The sequence below is a fragment of the Phaeobacter porticola genome (assembly GCF_001888185.1).
Lineage (GTDB): Bacteria > Pseudomonadota > Alphaproteobacteria > Rhodobacterales > Rhodobacteraceae > Phaeobacter > Phaeobacter porticola.
The window spans coordinates 3569641-3584881 of record NZ_CP016364.1 but is presented as its reverse complement, the minus strand read 5'-3'; the positions used below and the strand labels follow the sequence as shown (position 1 = coordinate 3584881).

Annotated in this window: 12 protein-coding genes; 4 read left to right on the top strand and 8 right to left on the bottom strand. The window is 56.2% G+C overall.

The genetic code is table 11. The features are described 5' to 3' along the window. Positions 1-16: 16 nt before the first annotated feature. Together PhaeoP97_RS17205 and secA are read right to left on the bottom strand one after the other, a co-directional pair. Complete coding sequence (locus PhaeoP97_RS17205; protein WP_072506550.1) at positions 17-955, bottom strand: hypothetical protein; 939 nt, start codon at positions 953-955, stop codon at positions 17-19. A 150-nt stretch (positions 956-1105) separates the two neighbouring features. Beyond that, positions 1106-3799 (bottom strand): preprotein translocase subunit SecA, encoded by a 2694-nt coding sequence (gene secA / locus PhaeoP97_RS17200; RefSeq protein ID WP_072506143.1) that lies wholly within the window; start codon positions 3797-3799, stop codon positions 1106-1108. 177 nt (positions 3800-3976) lie between these two features. On the opposite strand from secA, the gene PhaeoP97_RS17195 reads away from it, so the two are divergent. From PhaeoP97_RS17195 to mutT, 3 genes are read left to right on the top strand one after another with little or no spacing between them, the layout of a single operon-like run. Continuing rightward, positions 3977-4828: a foldase protein PrsA gene (locus PhaeoP97_RS17195; protein WP_072506142.1), complete on the top strand. Its 852-nt coding sequence runs from the start codon at positions 3977-3979 to the stop codon at positions 4826-4828. Between the two features lie 2 nt (positions 4829-4830). Then, complete coding sequence (gene argJ / locus PhaeoP97_RS17190; RefSeq protein ID WP_072506140.1) at positions 4831-6063, top strand: bifunctional glutamate N-acetyltransferase/amino-acid acetyltransferase ArgJ; 1233 nt, start codon at positions 4831-4833, stop codon at positions 6061-6063. Next, the gene (gene mutT / locus PhaeoP97_RS17185) at positions 6060-6458 is read left to right on the top strand and encodes an 8-oxo-dGTP diphosphatase MutT (protein ID WP_072506138.1); all 399 of its coding nucleotides are present in this window, start codon (positions 6060-6062) and stop codon (positions 6456-6458) included. Before argJ ends, mutT begins: the two co-directional genes overlap by 4 nt. Before the next feature lie 416 nt (positions 6459-6874). Here mutT and infB read toward each other — a convergent pair whose 3' ends face one another. The 6 genes from infB to pip all read right to left on the bottom strand — a co-directional run bounded on the left by infB (position 6875) and on the right by pip (position 14215). Beyond that, complete coding sequence (infB, locus tag PhaeoP97_RS17175) at positions 6875-9361, bottom strand: translation initiation factor IF-2 (protein WP_072506136.1); 2487 nt, start codon at positions 9359-9361, stop codon at positions 6875-6877. An 8-nt stretch (positions 9362-9369) separates the two neighbouring features. Beyond that, positions 9370-9990, bottom strand: a complete 621-nt coding sequence (locus PhaeoP97_RS17170; protein WP_072506135.1) for an RNA-binding protein — start codon at positions 9988-9990, stop codon at positions 9370-9372. Positions 9991-10015: 25 nt separating this feature from the next. Next, positions 10016-11641 carry a transcription termination factor NusA gene (nusA, locus tag PhaeoP97_RS17165; RefSeq protein WP_072506134.1) on the bottom strand — a complete coding sequence of 542 codons (1626 nt, stop codon included), beginning with the start codon at positions 11639-11641 and terminating at the stop codon, positions 10016-10018. Beyond that, positions 11641-12231 carry a ribosome maturation factor RimP gene (gene rimP, locus PhaeoP97_RS17160; protein WP_072506133.1) on the bottom strand — a complete coding sequence of 197 codons (591 nt, stop codon included), beginning with the start codon at positions 12229-12231 and terminating at the stop codon, positions 11641-11643. Before rimP ends, nusA begins: the two co-directional genes overlap by 1 nt. Positions 12232-12392: 161 nt before the next feature. Beyond that, on the bottom strand, positions 12393-13238 hold the full coding sequence (locus PhaeoP97_RS17155) for an ABC transporter substrate-binding protein (RefSeq protein ID WP_072506132.1): 846 nt from the start codon (positions 13236-13238) through the stop codon (positions 12393-12395). Beyond that, positions 13235-14215, bottom strand: a complete 981-nt coding sequence (pip, locus tag PhaeoP97_RS17150) for a prolyl aminopeptidase (RefSeq protein WP_072506131.1) — start codon at positions 14213-14215, stop codon at positions 13235-13237. The genes PhaeoP97_RS17155 and pip overlap by 4 nt, the downstream gene beginning before the upstream one ends. A 49-nt stretch (positions 14216-14264) precedes the next feature. On the opposite strand from pip, the gene ubiG reads away from it, so the two are divergent. Beyond that, positions 14265-15011, top strand: coding sequence for a bifunctional 2-polyprenyl-6-hydroxyphenol methylase/3-demethylubiquinol 3-O-methyltransferase UbiG (gene ubiG / locus PhaeoP97_RS17145; RefSeq protein WP_072506129.1), 747 nt, complete (start codon positions 14265-14267; stop codon positions 15009-15011). Positions 15012-15241: the final 230 nt, after the last annotated feature.

The following is a 15241-nucleotide window of genomic DNA, read 5'->3' as shown; positions in this document are numbered from 1 at the left end:
CTGAATAAGCCGTTGATTAATTAGCGGCGATTTTCATGGTTTCTAGCAGATTATTCAACACAAGAAAGTCACCGGTTGCTGCACAATCGGGCATCGCAAGGGTCAGATCCCGGGTGCGCAACGCCCCGTCACGTAATTCCAACGTTTGGGCAGAAACGTCACGACCACAGTTGATGGCTGTGACCTCAGCCTCAACCGTCAGATCAATCGCGCCACTTTTGTTGCCACCAAGGCGTGGGACGCTGTAAATCTCTGCCAGACGAGGCGCTAGTTGGCTCGCGTCACCCAGCTGCACAACAGAGCCACGACCCGCTGCCAATTCAGCGCCACGCCAGACGTGGCCCATACTACCGTAACCGGCACCGAATTCACGAGCATGAAGTTCAAACCCGCTATTGCCGCCCCATTGCAAAACCACACGATTTACCAGATCAAGATCTGGCACCATGGCGGTGGCAACTGTGCCGCGTCCAGTCTGGGGTTCGACGATGAACACCGCGGTTGAGGACAAGGCGGGCACTTGGATTGTCAGCGCACCAGTCGTATCCAACCGGCTAGAGAACATCATACCATTGTGGTGGATCGTCACTCGTTCGCTGGGCCGACACAAGGAAAGTACCGTCAGACGCACCTCAGCCATCGGGCTGGCGACGGCCTCTGCGGTCAGAGCGCAGCTTGTTTCTGGGGTTTGACGTATGGTCTGCGGGTCGTTGTTCTCGCTAGACGATGGCGTGGCAGCTGTCAGGCTGATGGATTCAATTTCCAACAGAGCGTCCGATTGAAGTTCGGACGTTTCTGGAGAAACTGACACCTCGACCATGGATGCTTCGGCAACGGCAACCTCTGCACTCTTTGATACCTGCGGTTTGCCAGCCGTTGTCTGCATGACAAGACCAATCGCCAAAGCGCCGCACAAGGTTGCCGCGCTCATCAAGGCTGTACGTTTACTGATCATCACCGACTCCTTACCCAAAAAGGTTAAGGAACCTTGACGCGAAAAGGCGACCAATTGATGGCCGCCTCTTGCTGAGAATCTGGCGAAACAGTGTAATTTTCACCGATTTAACTGGAGTACGTCGCCGACGTCGGATCGCATATCTGCGCCTTAGCTGAGGCTTCCATGGCAATGTTTGAACTTTTTACCTGATCCACAGGGGCATTTATCGTTGCGCGAGGGGTTGCCCCAGGTGGATGGGTCGTCTTCAGAAAATCCATCGGCGGCGGCCTCTGGTTGGGCGTCGACGTCCCCCGCCGCAGCGTTTTTCATCTCGGCCTGCTGGGCAACCATCTGCATCATCATCTGGCGCTGCTCATCTTCGCTGATGGGGCGCACATGAGCGAGTTGCTGTGATACGGTTTCGCGCAGCGTGTCCAACATGTTCTCAAACAGCTGGAAGCTCTCGTTTTTGTATTCATTAAGCGGATCGCGCTGCGCGTACCCTCGGAAACCCACCACCGAACGCAGATGTTCCAGCGTCAGCAGATGTTCCCGCCACTTCGCATCGATGGTCTGCAGCAACACCTGTTTTTCGATATTGCGCATAGTTTCTGCACCAAAACCCTCGGTCTTTTCCAGAGTTTTTGCATCGCTAGCTTCGACCAGGCGTTCGCGGATTTGTTCGTCATCGACGCCTTCCTCGGCAGCCCAATCCACAACTGGCAGCTCCAGCCCCAGCTTTTCGCGGACCTGTTCTTGCAAACCCTCGCTATCCCATTGGTCGGCATAGGTTTTGGCGGGCATATGCACGTCCAATAGATCGTCGATCACCTCGTGGCGCATGTCAGCCACGATTTCCGACAAATCCTCGGCTGCCATGATTTCGCGACGCTGGTTAAAGATCACCTTGCGCTGATCATTCATCACATCGTCAAACTTCAACACGTTCTTGCGCATATCAAAGTTGCGGCCTTCAACCTTCGCTTGCGCGCGCTCCAGCGATTTGTTCACCCAAGGGTGAATAATCGCCTCGCCTTCCTTCATGCCAAGGGTCGATAGCAGTTTATCCAATCGCTCAGATCCGAAAATACGCATCAAGTCATCTTCGAGGCTGAGATAGAACACAGTCCGGCCCGGATCACCCTGACGGCCGGAACGACCACGCAGCTGGTTGTCGATGCGGCGGCTCTCGTGACGTTCGGATGCCATGACAAACAGACCGCCGGCATCAAGAACCTTCTGCTTTTCTTCAGCGTGCTTGGCCTCTTCTGCCGTGCGAAGCTCAGCCGGATCTGCATCGGGATTTTCCGCAAGGACCTCTAGCACCTTCAGCTCGACGTTACCGCCCAGCTGAATATCTGTTCCGCGGCCCGCCATGTTGGTAGCGATAGTCACGGCGCCATACCGGCCGGCATCTGCCACGATCTGTGCTTCCTGCTCGTGATGGCGGGCATTCAGCACGTTATGCTTGATGCCTTCCTGCTCAAGCATATGGCTCAGCAGTTCAGATTTCTCGATAGAGGTCGTGCCCAGAAGAACCGGCTGGCCCTTCTCATGTGCCTTGTTCGTCTCTTCGATCATCGCGCGGTATTTCTCGACCGCTGTGCGATAAACTTGGTCATCCTCATCTTTACGGGCAATAGGACGGTTGGTCGGCACTTCGACCACTCCCAGACCATAGATCTCGGCGAATTCTTCGGCCTCGGTCATTGCGGTACCTGTCATACCCGACAGTTTACCGTAGAGACGGAAATAGTTCTGGAAGGTAACTGAGGCCAGCGTAGTATTCTCTGGCTGGATCTTCACCTCTTCCTTAGCCTCAATAGCCTGATGCAAGCCTTCGGACAGGCGACGACCTGCCATCATACGGCCGGTGAATTCATCAATCAGAACCACGTCACCATCGCGTACGATGTAATCTTTGTCGCGCTGAAACAGCTTATGCGCGCGCAGAGCTTGGTTGACGTGATGAACAACCGTCGTGCTCTCAGGGTCATAGAGAGACGCGCCTTCGTCCAGCAGACCATGCGCAACCAGTTGCTGCTCCAGATACTCGTTGCCATCCTCGGTGAAGGTCACACCACGGGTTTTCTCGTCCAGTTCGTAGTGATCATCGCTCAGAAGCGGGATCAACTTATCGATTGTGGAATACATCTCTGAGCGATCTTCGGCGGGACCAGAGATGATCAGCGGCGTGCGGGCTTCATCAATCAGGATCGAGTCGACCTCATCCACGATGGCAAAATTGTGGTGTTTTTGGAAAACCTGATCAAGGCTCGGCTTCATATTGTCGCGCAGATAGTCAAAGCCCAGCTCGTTGTTGGTGGCATAGGTGACATCGCTTTGGTAGGCCGCCATCTTTTCCGTATCGGGCTGACCCGACCAGATCACACCGGTGGTCATGCCCAGGTGGGAAAACACCTTGCTCATCCATTCGCTGTCACGCTTGGCGAGATATTCATTCACCGTGACCACATGCACACCCTTGCCGGTCAGCGCATTGAGATAGGCCGGGAACGTCGCGACAAGGGTTTTGCCCTCGCCGGTCTTCATCTCGGAAATGTTACCCTGATGTAGAAAAATGCCGCCTATCAACTGGGTGTCAAAGGCACGCAGACCCAAGGCCCGGCGAGCCGCTTCGCGCACATTGGCAAAAGCTTCGGGCAGTAGGTCATCCAGACTGGTGCCGTCGAGCGCGCGCTGGCGCAAATCTTCAGTCTTGCCCTGCAACGCCTGATCGCTAAGCTTTTCGAACTCGGGCTCCAGCGCGTTGATCTTGGCAATCAGCGGCCGTGTCGCCTTGATTTTACGGTCATTCGGCGTGCCGAAAACCTTTTTGGCGAGTGTTCCGATACCCAGCATGTCTTCTCCAACCGTCCTGTCATTGGCCCTTGGCGTTGGCAGGCTTGCCCGCCCCGCTCGCAACCCATAAACAATGATGGAACAGCGGTCCTTCCAAAGGCCTCATGGCGATGTAAGGTCCCGCAAATACAGTGTCAACGCTACGCCCTGTCGTGGCCAGAGAATAGGAAGAATTCAATGCGCAAAGGTCTCACTTTTTTGCCGGGCCTGGCCTTGGCTGTGGCTTTGACACTCCCCCTGCCTGCAGCGGCAACACCCCATGCAAATACTGTGGTTGCGACTGTGAATGGCGAAGAGATCACCATCGGTCACATGATCATTGCCCGCGCAACGCTACCGCAGCAATATCAGGAACTGCCGGATGATGTCCTATACGACGCGATCCTTGACCAGCTGATCCAACAGACCAGCCTGAAACAAGAGCTGCATGGTGAAGTTCCGAAATACGTTGCCCTTTCACTGGAGAATGAAGCCCGCTCATTGTTGGCGGCGGATGTCATTGAAAAAGTTATGGAAAGCGCTGCATCTGAAGAAGATCTGCGCACCGCTTATGACGATAAATACACCGATGGAACTGGTGGCGATGAATTTAACGCCTCGCATATTCTGGTCGAAACCGAAGACGACGCTACTTCTGTGCGTGCGCAACTGGACGAAGGCGCTGATTTCGCGACATTGGCGCAAGAACGATCCACCGGCCCCTCCGGGCCCAACGGCGGTGAACTGGGCTGGTTTACCAAGGGTCGCATGGTCCCTGAATTCGAAGAGGCCGTGCTGGCAATGCGTACAGGCGAAGTCTCTGATCCCGTTCAGACTCAATTTGGCTGGCATGTAATCAAACTGAACGAACGTCGCACCTCTGCTGCACCAACATTTGACGAGGTCCGTGAGGAACTGGCGACCCAGATGCGCCAAGATGCCGTCGAGGAACGCGTGCGCAGTTTGACCACCGAAGCCAAAATCGAACGGCCAGAGATCGAAGATCTGGACCCTGCAATTCTGAAAAACCTGGATTTGGTGAGGAACTGAAAATGGCTATGCTTCGGTCCCCACTAGCCCCGGATCATTTCCCGGACCTGCCTGATATTGCGGGCGTCCGCTTTGCGGCGGCAGCCGCTGGTGTAAAATACCAAGATCGCACAGACGTGATGCTGGCGGTGATGGACCCCGGCACGACAATCGCCGGGGTATTCACCAAATCAGCCACCCGATCAGCCCCGGTACTGGACTGTCAAGCCAAGCTGGCCGCAGCTGCTGATACCGCCAGCGCAAGTGGCGCTGCAATTCTGGTGAACTCCGGCAACTCCAATGCCTTTACCGGCCATCATGGCCAGACGTCGGTTGCCGAGATCACCCGCTCTGTAGCCGATATCACCAATATCCCGGAGGCGCGTGTTTTCACGGCATCAACTGGTGTGATCGGTGAGCCTTTGCCACATGATAGGATTGTGGCAAAGATCAGCGCATTAAATAATGCTCTGGACACCTCTGCGATTGACAGCGCTGCGCACGCGATCATGACCACCGACACCTTTGCAAAAGGGGCGATGGCAACTGTCGATATTGGCGGTAAAACAGTCTCTATTTCCGGGATTGCCAAAGGATCTGGCATGATCGCCCCAGATATGGCGACCATGCTTGTCTACATCTTTACCGATGCCACGCTGGCTCAAAACGATCTCCAGCAACTGCTCTCATCTATCTGCGATCGTACCTTCAACTGTATCACCGTTGATAGCGACACCTCGACCTCTGACAGTCTGATGCTCTGCGCAACAGGGGCGTCGGATGTTGATGTCGCGGGGAATTCTGACTTTGCAATGGCGTTGGAAACCGTGATGCTGGACCTGTCGCATCAGGTTGTGCGCGACGGCGAAGGTGCCACCAAATTTGTGGAGATCCAGGTGAGTGGGGCGATGAATGACCACGACGCCAAGGTTCACGGCCTATCCATTGCAAACTCGCCGCTGGTCAAAACCGCCGTCGCTGGCGAGGATCCAAACTGGGGCCGGATTGTCATGGCGATCGGGAAATCCGGCGCCGCTGCTGACCGTGACCGGCTGTCGATCTCTTTTGGTGATGTACTGGTCGCCGAAAAAGGCTGGGTATCACCAACCTACAAAGAGGCTGATGGCGCTGCGGAAATGAAGAAATCCAACATAACGATCAAAATTGATATGGGTCTGGCAGACGGAAGCGCAACAGTCTGGACCTGCGATCTGACCCATCAATATATTTCCATCAACGCGGACTACAGGTCATGAAGATGGTCCTTGTATCTGCCGTTGCCCTGATTGATAGCGAGGGACGTGTGCTGCTTGCCCAGCGTCCTGAAGGGAAGCCTATGGCCGGCTTGTGGGAGTTTCCCGGCGGTAAAGTCGAGCAAGGCGAAACCCCAGAGGCGGCTTTGATCCGGGAGCTGGAAGAAGAGCTGGGCATCAACACTTGGCAATCCTGCCTTGCTCCTCTGACCTTTGCCAGCCACAGCTACGATGATTTCCACTTGCTCATGCCGTTGTTTGCCTGTCGAAAATGGGACGGAATTCCACAGGCGCGGGAAGGACAAACATTGAAGTGGGTCCGAGCACAAAATCTGCGGGACTATCCGATGCCCGCAGCGGATGTTCCGCTAATCCCGATTCTGCGCGACTGGCTCTAGCAGGTTATTTTGATCGTAGCATGATGACGCCATACAATTGGATCCGCTGCGCCCATATCACTGCCACCGATCAATCATGCGGGCCATCACAGTTCGTTAATCTTTTTCGTGAACTCTCAGAGCTAACAAGCACGATTGTGCGCAAGTATGAGGCGATCATGATTAGAACAATTAAGCAGGGCGCTTTTATCTTTGTCCAAGGCACGTTTGTGCGCTCACTGCCAAACGGCAGAATTTCGGTACGTGTCGGCTCTAAAACCTATGAAGGTAAGCCAGTCGGGCACGCGGCCTAAAATCTCAGGCGCACACAACGCTTTCGTGCAGAATTGGCCAGCTTGTACTCCCCCAAGCTGTCAACATAAAAACCCCGACCGATTAGGCCGGGGTTTTTTATCATCTCAAACACATGAAACAGATCATGCCAAGGTGCGGGTTACTTCCTCACGCTCGAAGATCTCGATCACATCGCCCTTGCGAACATCGTCATAGCTTTCGAACGCCATACCGCATTCCTGACCAGACTGGACCTCTGCCACTTCGTCCTTAAAGCGCTTCAGTGTCTTTAGTGTGCCTTCATGGATGACCACATTGTCACGCAGCAGGCGAACACCAGCCGAACGACGTGCCACACCTTCGGTCACCAGACAACCAGCGACTTTGCCGATGTTGGACACTTTGAAGACGTCTTTGATCTCGGCGTAGCCAATGAAGTTCTCGCGGATTTCGGCACTCAGCAGGCCGGATGCGGCTGCTTTCACATCGTCCACCAGATCGTAGATCACCGAATAATAGCGGATCTCCACACCCTTTTGGTTGGCAGTGTTTCGCGCCGATGTATTGGCACGGACGTTAAAGCCCATGACCGGCGCGCCGGAGGCTTCGGCCAGGCCGATATCGGATTCGGTAATGGCACCAACACCCGAATGCAGCACGCGGACACGCACCTCATCATTGCCGATCTTTTCCATCGCCTGAACGATAGCTTCGGCAGAACCCTGCACATCAGCTTTGACCAGAATGGGCAGCTCGGAGACGTTCTCGTCTTCTTTGGCCTTCTGCATCAGCTGTTCCAGCGTGGTCGCGGCACCCGCAGCAGCGCGCTTATCCTTCGCGGCCTGCTCACGATACTCAGCGATCTCACGGGCCTGCGCCTCGGTGTCGGTCACGTTCAGAACATCGCCCGCTTCGGGTGTCCCGTTGAGGCCAAGAACCTCGACTGGAACCGAGGGCCCGGCTTCCTGAACGCGCTCGCCCTTGTCGTTGATCAGCGCACGGACCTTACCGTATTGCTCACCCACAACAAAGATATCGCCCTGACGTAGCGTCCCGGTCTGAACCAGAACGGTGGCAACGGGGCCACGGCCCACATCCAGCTGCGCCTCGATCACGGCACCTTGGGCGGCGCGGTCGGGGTTGGCTTTCAGCTCAAGGATTTCTGCCTGAAGCGCGATTGCTTCGAGCAGTTGGTCAAGGCCTTGACCGGTTACAGCAGAGACTTCGACGTCCTGTACTTCACCAGACATGGCTTCCACCACGACTTCGTGCTGCAACAAATCTGTGCGAACCTTCATCGGGTCAGCGGCAGGTTTGTCGATCTTGTTGATCGCTACGATCATCGGCACTTGCGCTGCCTTGGCGTGATTGATCGCCTCGATGGTCTGCGGCATCACGGCGTCGTCCGCCGCAACAACCAGAACTACGATATCTGTCACCTGAGCACCACGGGAGCGCATCGACGTAAACGCCGCGTGACCCGGTGTATCAAGGAAGCTCAACACCGAACCACTATCGGTAGTCACCTGATAGGCGCCGATATGCTGGGTGATGCCGCCCGCTTCGCCAGCCACAACTCGCGCGTCACGGATCGCATCAAGCAGCGAGGTTTTACCGTGGTCAACGTGTCCCATGATGGTGATCACAGGCGGACGCGATTTTAGATCTTCGTCCTTATCGTTGATCTCTTTGATGACATCTTCGACGTCCGAATCGGAAACGCGCACGACCTTGTGACCAAATTCTTCGATGATCAGTTCGGCTGTGTCGGCATCAATGGTCTGATTCTGAGTAACCATCATGCCCATGTTCATCAGCGATTTGACAACTTCACCAACCCGCTCTGCCATCCGGTTGGCCAGCTCAGAGACAACAATTGCCTCGGGCAGCTGAACGTCGCGGATTACCTTTTCACGCTCAACCGAGCCCATGGCTTTTTGACGCGCGCGCTCTTGCTTACGCTTCATGGATGCCATCGAACGCTGACGGCCACCTTCGCCACCAGTCGCCTGGCCAAGTGTCAGCTTTCCAGAGCGGCGGCCACCACCTTCGTTACGACCTTTGTTAGCGTTATTCCGGTTCTGACGGTCGTCACGATCGCGGTCACCCTTGCGGGGTTGCGACGACGGTCCAGGAGCCGGACGTGCCGCTGCAGGTTCCGATTTTTTCTTTTCAGCGTCAGAGGCTGCACGTTTTGCGGCCGCTTCGGCGTCGACGCGCTTACGCTCTTCGTCTTGGGCCTTCTGGCGGGCACGCTCTTCAGCTTCACGCTGTTCACGTTCCTTCGCCTCTTGTTCAGCGCGGCGGCGCTCACGCTCTTCAGCGCGCGCCTTTTCCTCAGCTTCACGCTGTGCTGTTTCCTCGACTTCGCGGGCCTTGGCGGCCTGCAACGCCTTCAGGCGGCGTGCCATCTCTGCGTCGCTGATACCAGCCGGCCGCCGCGATGCGTCACCAGAAGGCGTCGCACCGGAGCCTCCTTTGGCCGCAGTCGGCTTGGGGACCACAACGCGTTTGCGCTTGGTTTCCACCACGACATTCTTGGTCCGACCGTGGCTGAAGCTCTGTTTCACATTCCCGGGCCGAGACCCACCACGAAGACCCAACGTCTTTTTGCCGTCACTATCGCTCATAAAGCTCTTTATCCTTCCGTGCGGCCCTTGCCGCCCACCGTTTCGCGCAAACCCTGTAGTCGTTGCGCTTCCTCTACAACACGTTTGCCGAGTCCACCAGAGGCCAGCGCTGCATGTATCACAGTTTGGCGCCCAAATGCCATGCCCAGCTCATCCGCAGTGAGGCATCCGATGAATTTCCCACGGTGCGGCGTGCTCAGTTTTGATTTCCCGCGCCCCGATCCATCCGAAGCTTGGATCAACACGCGGGCGTGTTCCTTGGCCAGCCAATCCTTGACCTTTTCATAGCCAGATACCGCATGACCCGACTTGCGTGCCAAGCTGATCAATTCGATCAGGCGCCGAAGCACCTGATTCTTGATTTCATCTTCCAGACCTTCGGGCACCGTGACGGGTGCCTTAAAGCCGCGTGCAAAGAGTTTCTTCTTTACCGCCGTGCGGAGGGCCGCCTCGGTCGAGGTCACGTAAACCCCGCGACCAGGCAATTTTCCCCGTACATCAGGTACAACCTGACCATCCGGGCCAACAACAAATCGTATCAGCCCTTCTTTGGGCTGGATCTCGCCTGTTGCCAGACACTTCCGCTCCGGTCCGTCAGACCGGTCTTCGTCATTGCCACCGCGTGCCATTGTTACCCTCGCTGCGAGGCCTGAATCAGGCCTCGCCCTCTTCTGCTTCGCCGACGTCGATATCGGCATCGTCTTCAGCATCTGCTTCCAGCTCGGTGGGATCCACCCAGCCCAGCAGAACACGTGCAGTCATCACGAGAGTCTGCGCATCTTCCAGCGTCATCTCAAAGGGCTCGAGGATCCCATCGTCCTTGACCCGCTCACCCTTGTTGGTGGTCCAACCACCAGCCAGCTCCCAGTCGGCGCACGTGGCAAAATCTTCCAGCGTCTTGATGCCATCCTTGGCCAATGCTTCAACCATTTGCGGCGTCAGGCCATCAAAGTCAATCAAGCTGTCCTCAGCACCCAGCTCACGCGCTGCGTCCAGCGCCGCCTTGGCCTGGGCCTCCAGGTAGTCAGCGGCACGCGCTTGCAATTCCTGTGCCGTGCCATCGTCAACGCCATCAATAACCAGAAGCTCATCCAGTTCCACGTAAGCAACCTCTTCGAGATTGGTGAAACCTTCGGAAACCAGAAGCTGGGCAAAGAACTCGTCCAGATCCAAGGTTTCCATGAACAGTTTGGTGCGCGCCTCGAATTCCTTCTGGCGACGGGCCGATTCTTCTTCCTCGGTCATAATGTCGATATCAAGGTGTGTCAGCTGCGAGGCCAAGCGCACGTTCTGACCGCGGCGGCCGATGGCCAGAGACAATTGCTCTTCTGGCACCACCACTTCGATCTTGCCAGCTTCTTCGTCCAGAACCACTTTGGAGACTTCCGCAGGCTGAAGCGCATTCACGAGGAAGGTCGGCTGATCTTCATTCCACGGGATGATGTCGATCTTTTCACCCTGGAGTTCATTCACAACGGCCTGCACACGGCTGCCGCGCATACCGACGCAGGCACCGACCGGGTCAATTGAGCCGTCATAGCTGATCACAGCAATCTTGGCGCGCGAGCCGGGATCACGGGCCACAGCCTTGATCTCGATGACGCCATCATAGATTTCAGGCACTTCCATCTTAAACAGCTCGGCCATGAACTCCGGCGCGGTACGCGACAGGAAAATCTGGGGACCACGGGCTTCGCGGCGCACATCTTTGATAAAGCAACGGATACGGTCATTGGGGCGATAGCTCTCGCGGCCGATTTTCTCGTTGCGACGCAGGATTGCCTCGCCAGCACCCACGTCAACAATGACGTTGCCATATTCTTCGCGCTTGACCAGACCATTGATGATGGTGCCAGCACGGTCCTTGAATTCTTCGTATTGGCGATCACGCTCGGCTTCGCGAACTTTTTGCAGGATCACCTGCTTGGCCGACTGGGCGGCAATCCGACCCATTTCGACCGGAGGGACTTCTTCGACGTAAACGTCACCGACTGTGGGCTCGGCCATATATTGACGCGCCTGCTCCACGGTCAGTTCGGCCTGATAGTTTTCCAATGCATCATCTTCGACCACAGTGCGTACACGGGTGAATGTGGCGCGACCGGTCTTGCGATCAATGGTTACGCGGATATCCATTTCGCTGCCGTAGCGGCTCTTGGCGGCCCGGGCGAGGCTCTCTTCCATCGCATCGACGACCAGCGCGGGGTCGATCATCTTTTCACGCGCCACGGCTTCTGCGGTTTGCAAAAGCTCCAACTGGTTTGCTGAGGTGATAGCCATTACTTTTTCTCCTCTTCGGACCCATCGGCCTCGATTTCGTCGAATTCGTCTTCGTTTAGGGTGCCTGCAGCCTTGCGCTGGCGCAGCATTTCTTTGATCAGATCATCGGTCAGAACCAGTTTGGCATCGCTCAGCCAATCGAATTTCAGCCCGATGGTGATGATCTCGCCATGTTCTTCGATATTGATCAGAACCTCGTCATCCTCAACGCCGGCAAGCTCGCCTTTAAAACGGCGACGGCCGTCAATTAGCTCAGAGGTTTCGATCTTGGCCTCATAGCCCTCGAACATCGCAAAATCCTTCAGCCGAGTCAGCGGTCGATCAATACCAGGGCTGGACACTTCCAGCGCATAGCTATCAAGAATCGGATCCTCGACGTCCAGCGTCGCGCTGACGGCATTGGAGATTTCGGCACAGCCGTCCACCTCGATACCACCTTCTGGCTTGTCCGCCATGATTTGCAGCGTGGTGGTTTTGCCAGACATCAGCCGAATACGTACAAGCTCGAAACCGAGATCTTCGATCACCGGGGTGATGATCTCGGCAAGCCGACGGTCGATGGCTGCCTTGGCTATCAGGTCATTGGTCATACGGATTCCAGATCTGTGATTCGGGCACAAAAAAACGGGCGCGCGGCCCGTTGAACTTTCCGGTGGAGCTGAGGGCCAAGCCCGACGCGCCGCTGTTAGAAAATGCATATACGCCGGATCAGGTGAAACTGCAAGGGGCAGTTCCCCTGACCCAGTCCGGTTTATATACACCACCAGCGCTCTGCAATCCGCCCATCGTCCAGCACGGACCGATTACCAATGGCCCGTGGAATTCCGACGTCATGAGAGGCAGCCAAAGCCATGTCATTGGCAGAGGGGTGATATTGATAGCTACCGCGTGAAAGGAGCCCTGCCGGTGCGGGTAGCGCAGCAACATCGACATATCCATCCCGCAGTGCCTCTGCCCGAACCGCTGCATCGGGGATCACAACCAGTTCGACCGTATCAACCCAACCGGCGTGGCCAGACTTATAATGATCTCGCATGCGAGTCGCTCGGAAATCGCGCCCATTGCGCGCCCGCTCGACGCGGTAGCATCCGGTGCCATTGGCGGCGGTCAAATCACCGGACAAATCCCCATCGGCTGTGATGGCGAAACGGTGATCAGCCAAGAGATAGGGTAGATGTGGGTTTGCAGCGGCAAGCGACACCTGCACGCTATAAGGAGACAACGCGTCGATCCGCGCAGCACCTAACTGCGCAATCTCGCTCTCTTGCAGGGACGCGACAACATCCTGCGCACCAAAAACCTGACCCTTATGGAAAGTCACATCAGACCGCAGATCAAACCTCCAGACCCGCGCATCATGGCTGCTGCTCCATTGTGTTGCCAGCTCAGCCCGTAACAACCCCTCGGGACCAATTTCTGTCAACGTGTCGAATACGGCCCCGCGCGCCACTAGATCCATCGACCCGCCATCGCGGGGCAGTGCCAAGCGCAGCACCCCACCAGTACGCGGGGTCTGTGCCTGCGCCGTTCCGGTCGCGGCAAGCAGGGCAGCGGCAGCGCCGGACGTAAATAGCGCACGTCTGTCAATCCGGGTCATGGCTCCTGCTCCTCCGCAATCCGGTCCATAGCGCGCACCAATTCAGCGCTGATTCCCGGTTCCGACAAAGCATGGCCGGCATTGCGCACCATCTTCAACTCTGCATTTGGCCAGAGCTCTTTTAGCCGCCAGGCAGAGGTTGGCGGGCATATCATATCATAGCGTCCCTGTACGATGATGCCGGGGATATGCGAGATCCGCCCCATATTGGCAAAGATCTGACCGTCATAGTCCAGAAAACCACCGTTGATAAAGTAGTGATTCTCAAGCCGCGCAAAGGCACGTGCGTAGTCGCCGGGGCTGTCCCCAGACATTCCATTGGAATGAATGGACGCCAACGCATTCTCCCAGGCGGACCAGGCGCGGCCAAATCGGATTTCCTCCGCCATATCGCCGGAAAACAGCCGCTTGTTGTAGGCAGCAATCAGATCGCCCCGCTCGCAATCCGGGACCAGGGAGACAAACCGGCACCAGGTTTCGGGCCAGAACCGCCCAGCGCCACCGCCATAAAACCAATCCAGTTCAGATTTGGTCATCAGAAAAACCCCGCGAAGGATCAACTGACGCACACGTTCAGGATGGGTTTGCGCATAAACCAACGACAGGGTTGCGCCCCAGCTGCCCCCAAACACCATCCACTGTGAAACGCCTATCAAACGCCGGATAATTTCCATATCCGCGACTAGGTGCCAGGTGGTGTTATCCTCGCATGAGGCATGTGGCCGCGACCGTCCGCAGCCCCGCTGATCGAACAGAACAATCCGATAGTGCTCCGGATCGAAATATCGCCGCATCGCCGGGCTGCTGCCACCGCCAGGCCCCCCGTGACAGACTACCACAGGTATGCCGTCTGGATTGCCGCTCTGCTCCATATAGATATGGTGCCCCTGACCGACTTCGACCATACGCTGATCAAAGGGTTCAAGAGGCGGATACAAATACTGCACTGCGCGCTTTTGATACGGGTATTTGTCCATTACTGACCTAACTTAGTCCTGAATGACAAAAGAACATACGGAGACAGGAATGCAAGCGCCTCAATCGACGGTAGACCCGTCCGAGATCGCAAAATTTGAGGCTATGGCCGCAGAATGGTGGGATCCGGCCGGCAAATTCAAGCCGTTGCATATGCTAAACCCCTGCCGTCTTGACTACATTACCCGACAGATCGCAGGCGAATTCGGGCGAAATCTGTCGGTGGACGCGCCTTTTGATGGTCTGCGCATCCTCGATATCGGTTGCGGCGGCGGGTTGCTCAGCGAACCGATGGCACGGCTGGGGGCAACGGTGGTCGGTGCAGATGCTGCGGCAGGAAATATCCCGGTGGCGCAGATCCACGCAGAACAATCCGACCTGAACATCGACTATCGTCATACAACTGCCGAAGCACTGGCAGACGCAGGCGAGCAATTCGATATCGTGCTGAACATGGAAGTGGTGGAACATGTGGCAGATCCGCTCAGTTATCTTACGGCGACGCGACAATTGTTGAAACCCGGCGGATTGCAGATCTGCTCGACCATCAACCGGAACCCTAAAAGCTACGCGATGGCGATATTTGGTGCTGAGGTTGTGATGCGCTGGTTGCCACGCGGAACCCATGAGTGGGCCAAATTCATCACTCCAGATGAATTGTTCGACTTGCTCTCAGAGGCTGGTCTGACTCCGGTAGATCGAAAGGGTTTCGTATTCAACCCGATCCTCTGGAGCTGGTCGCTTTCCGACCGTGATCTTAGCGTAAATTATGTCACCGCCAGCACAAAACCCAGATAAATGCCGATAAAGTCACCCCAACCCTATACTTTAGGATAGATGATCATCCTTCTGCGTCGTTGGGGTGGCTCTGGCTCCGTGATAAAACGAGCTAAGGGTCAAACTGTTTGACCTGTCACCGAGTGAATGCACAGAGACCCTTGTTCCGGGTCGCCCTGTCGTTAAGCGTACCACTCACGGACCAGCCTGACGGGGGGGCACCAAGGACGTCTGTTCGCAGACGTCCTTTT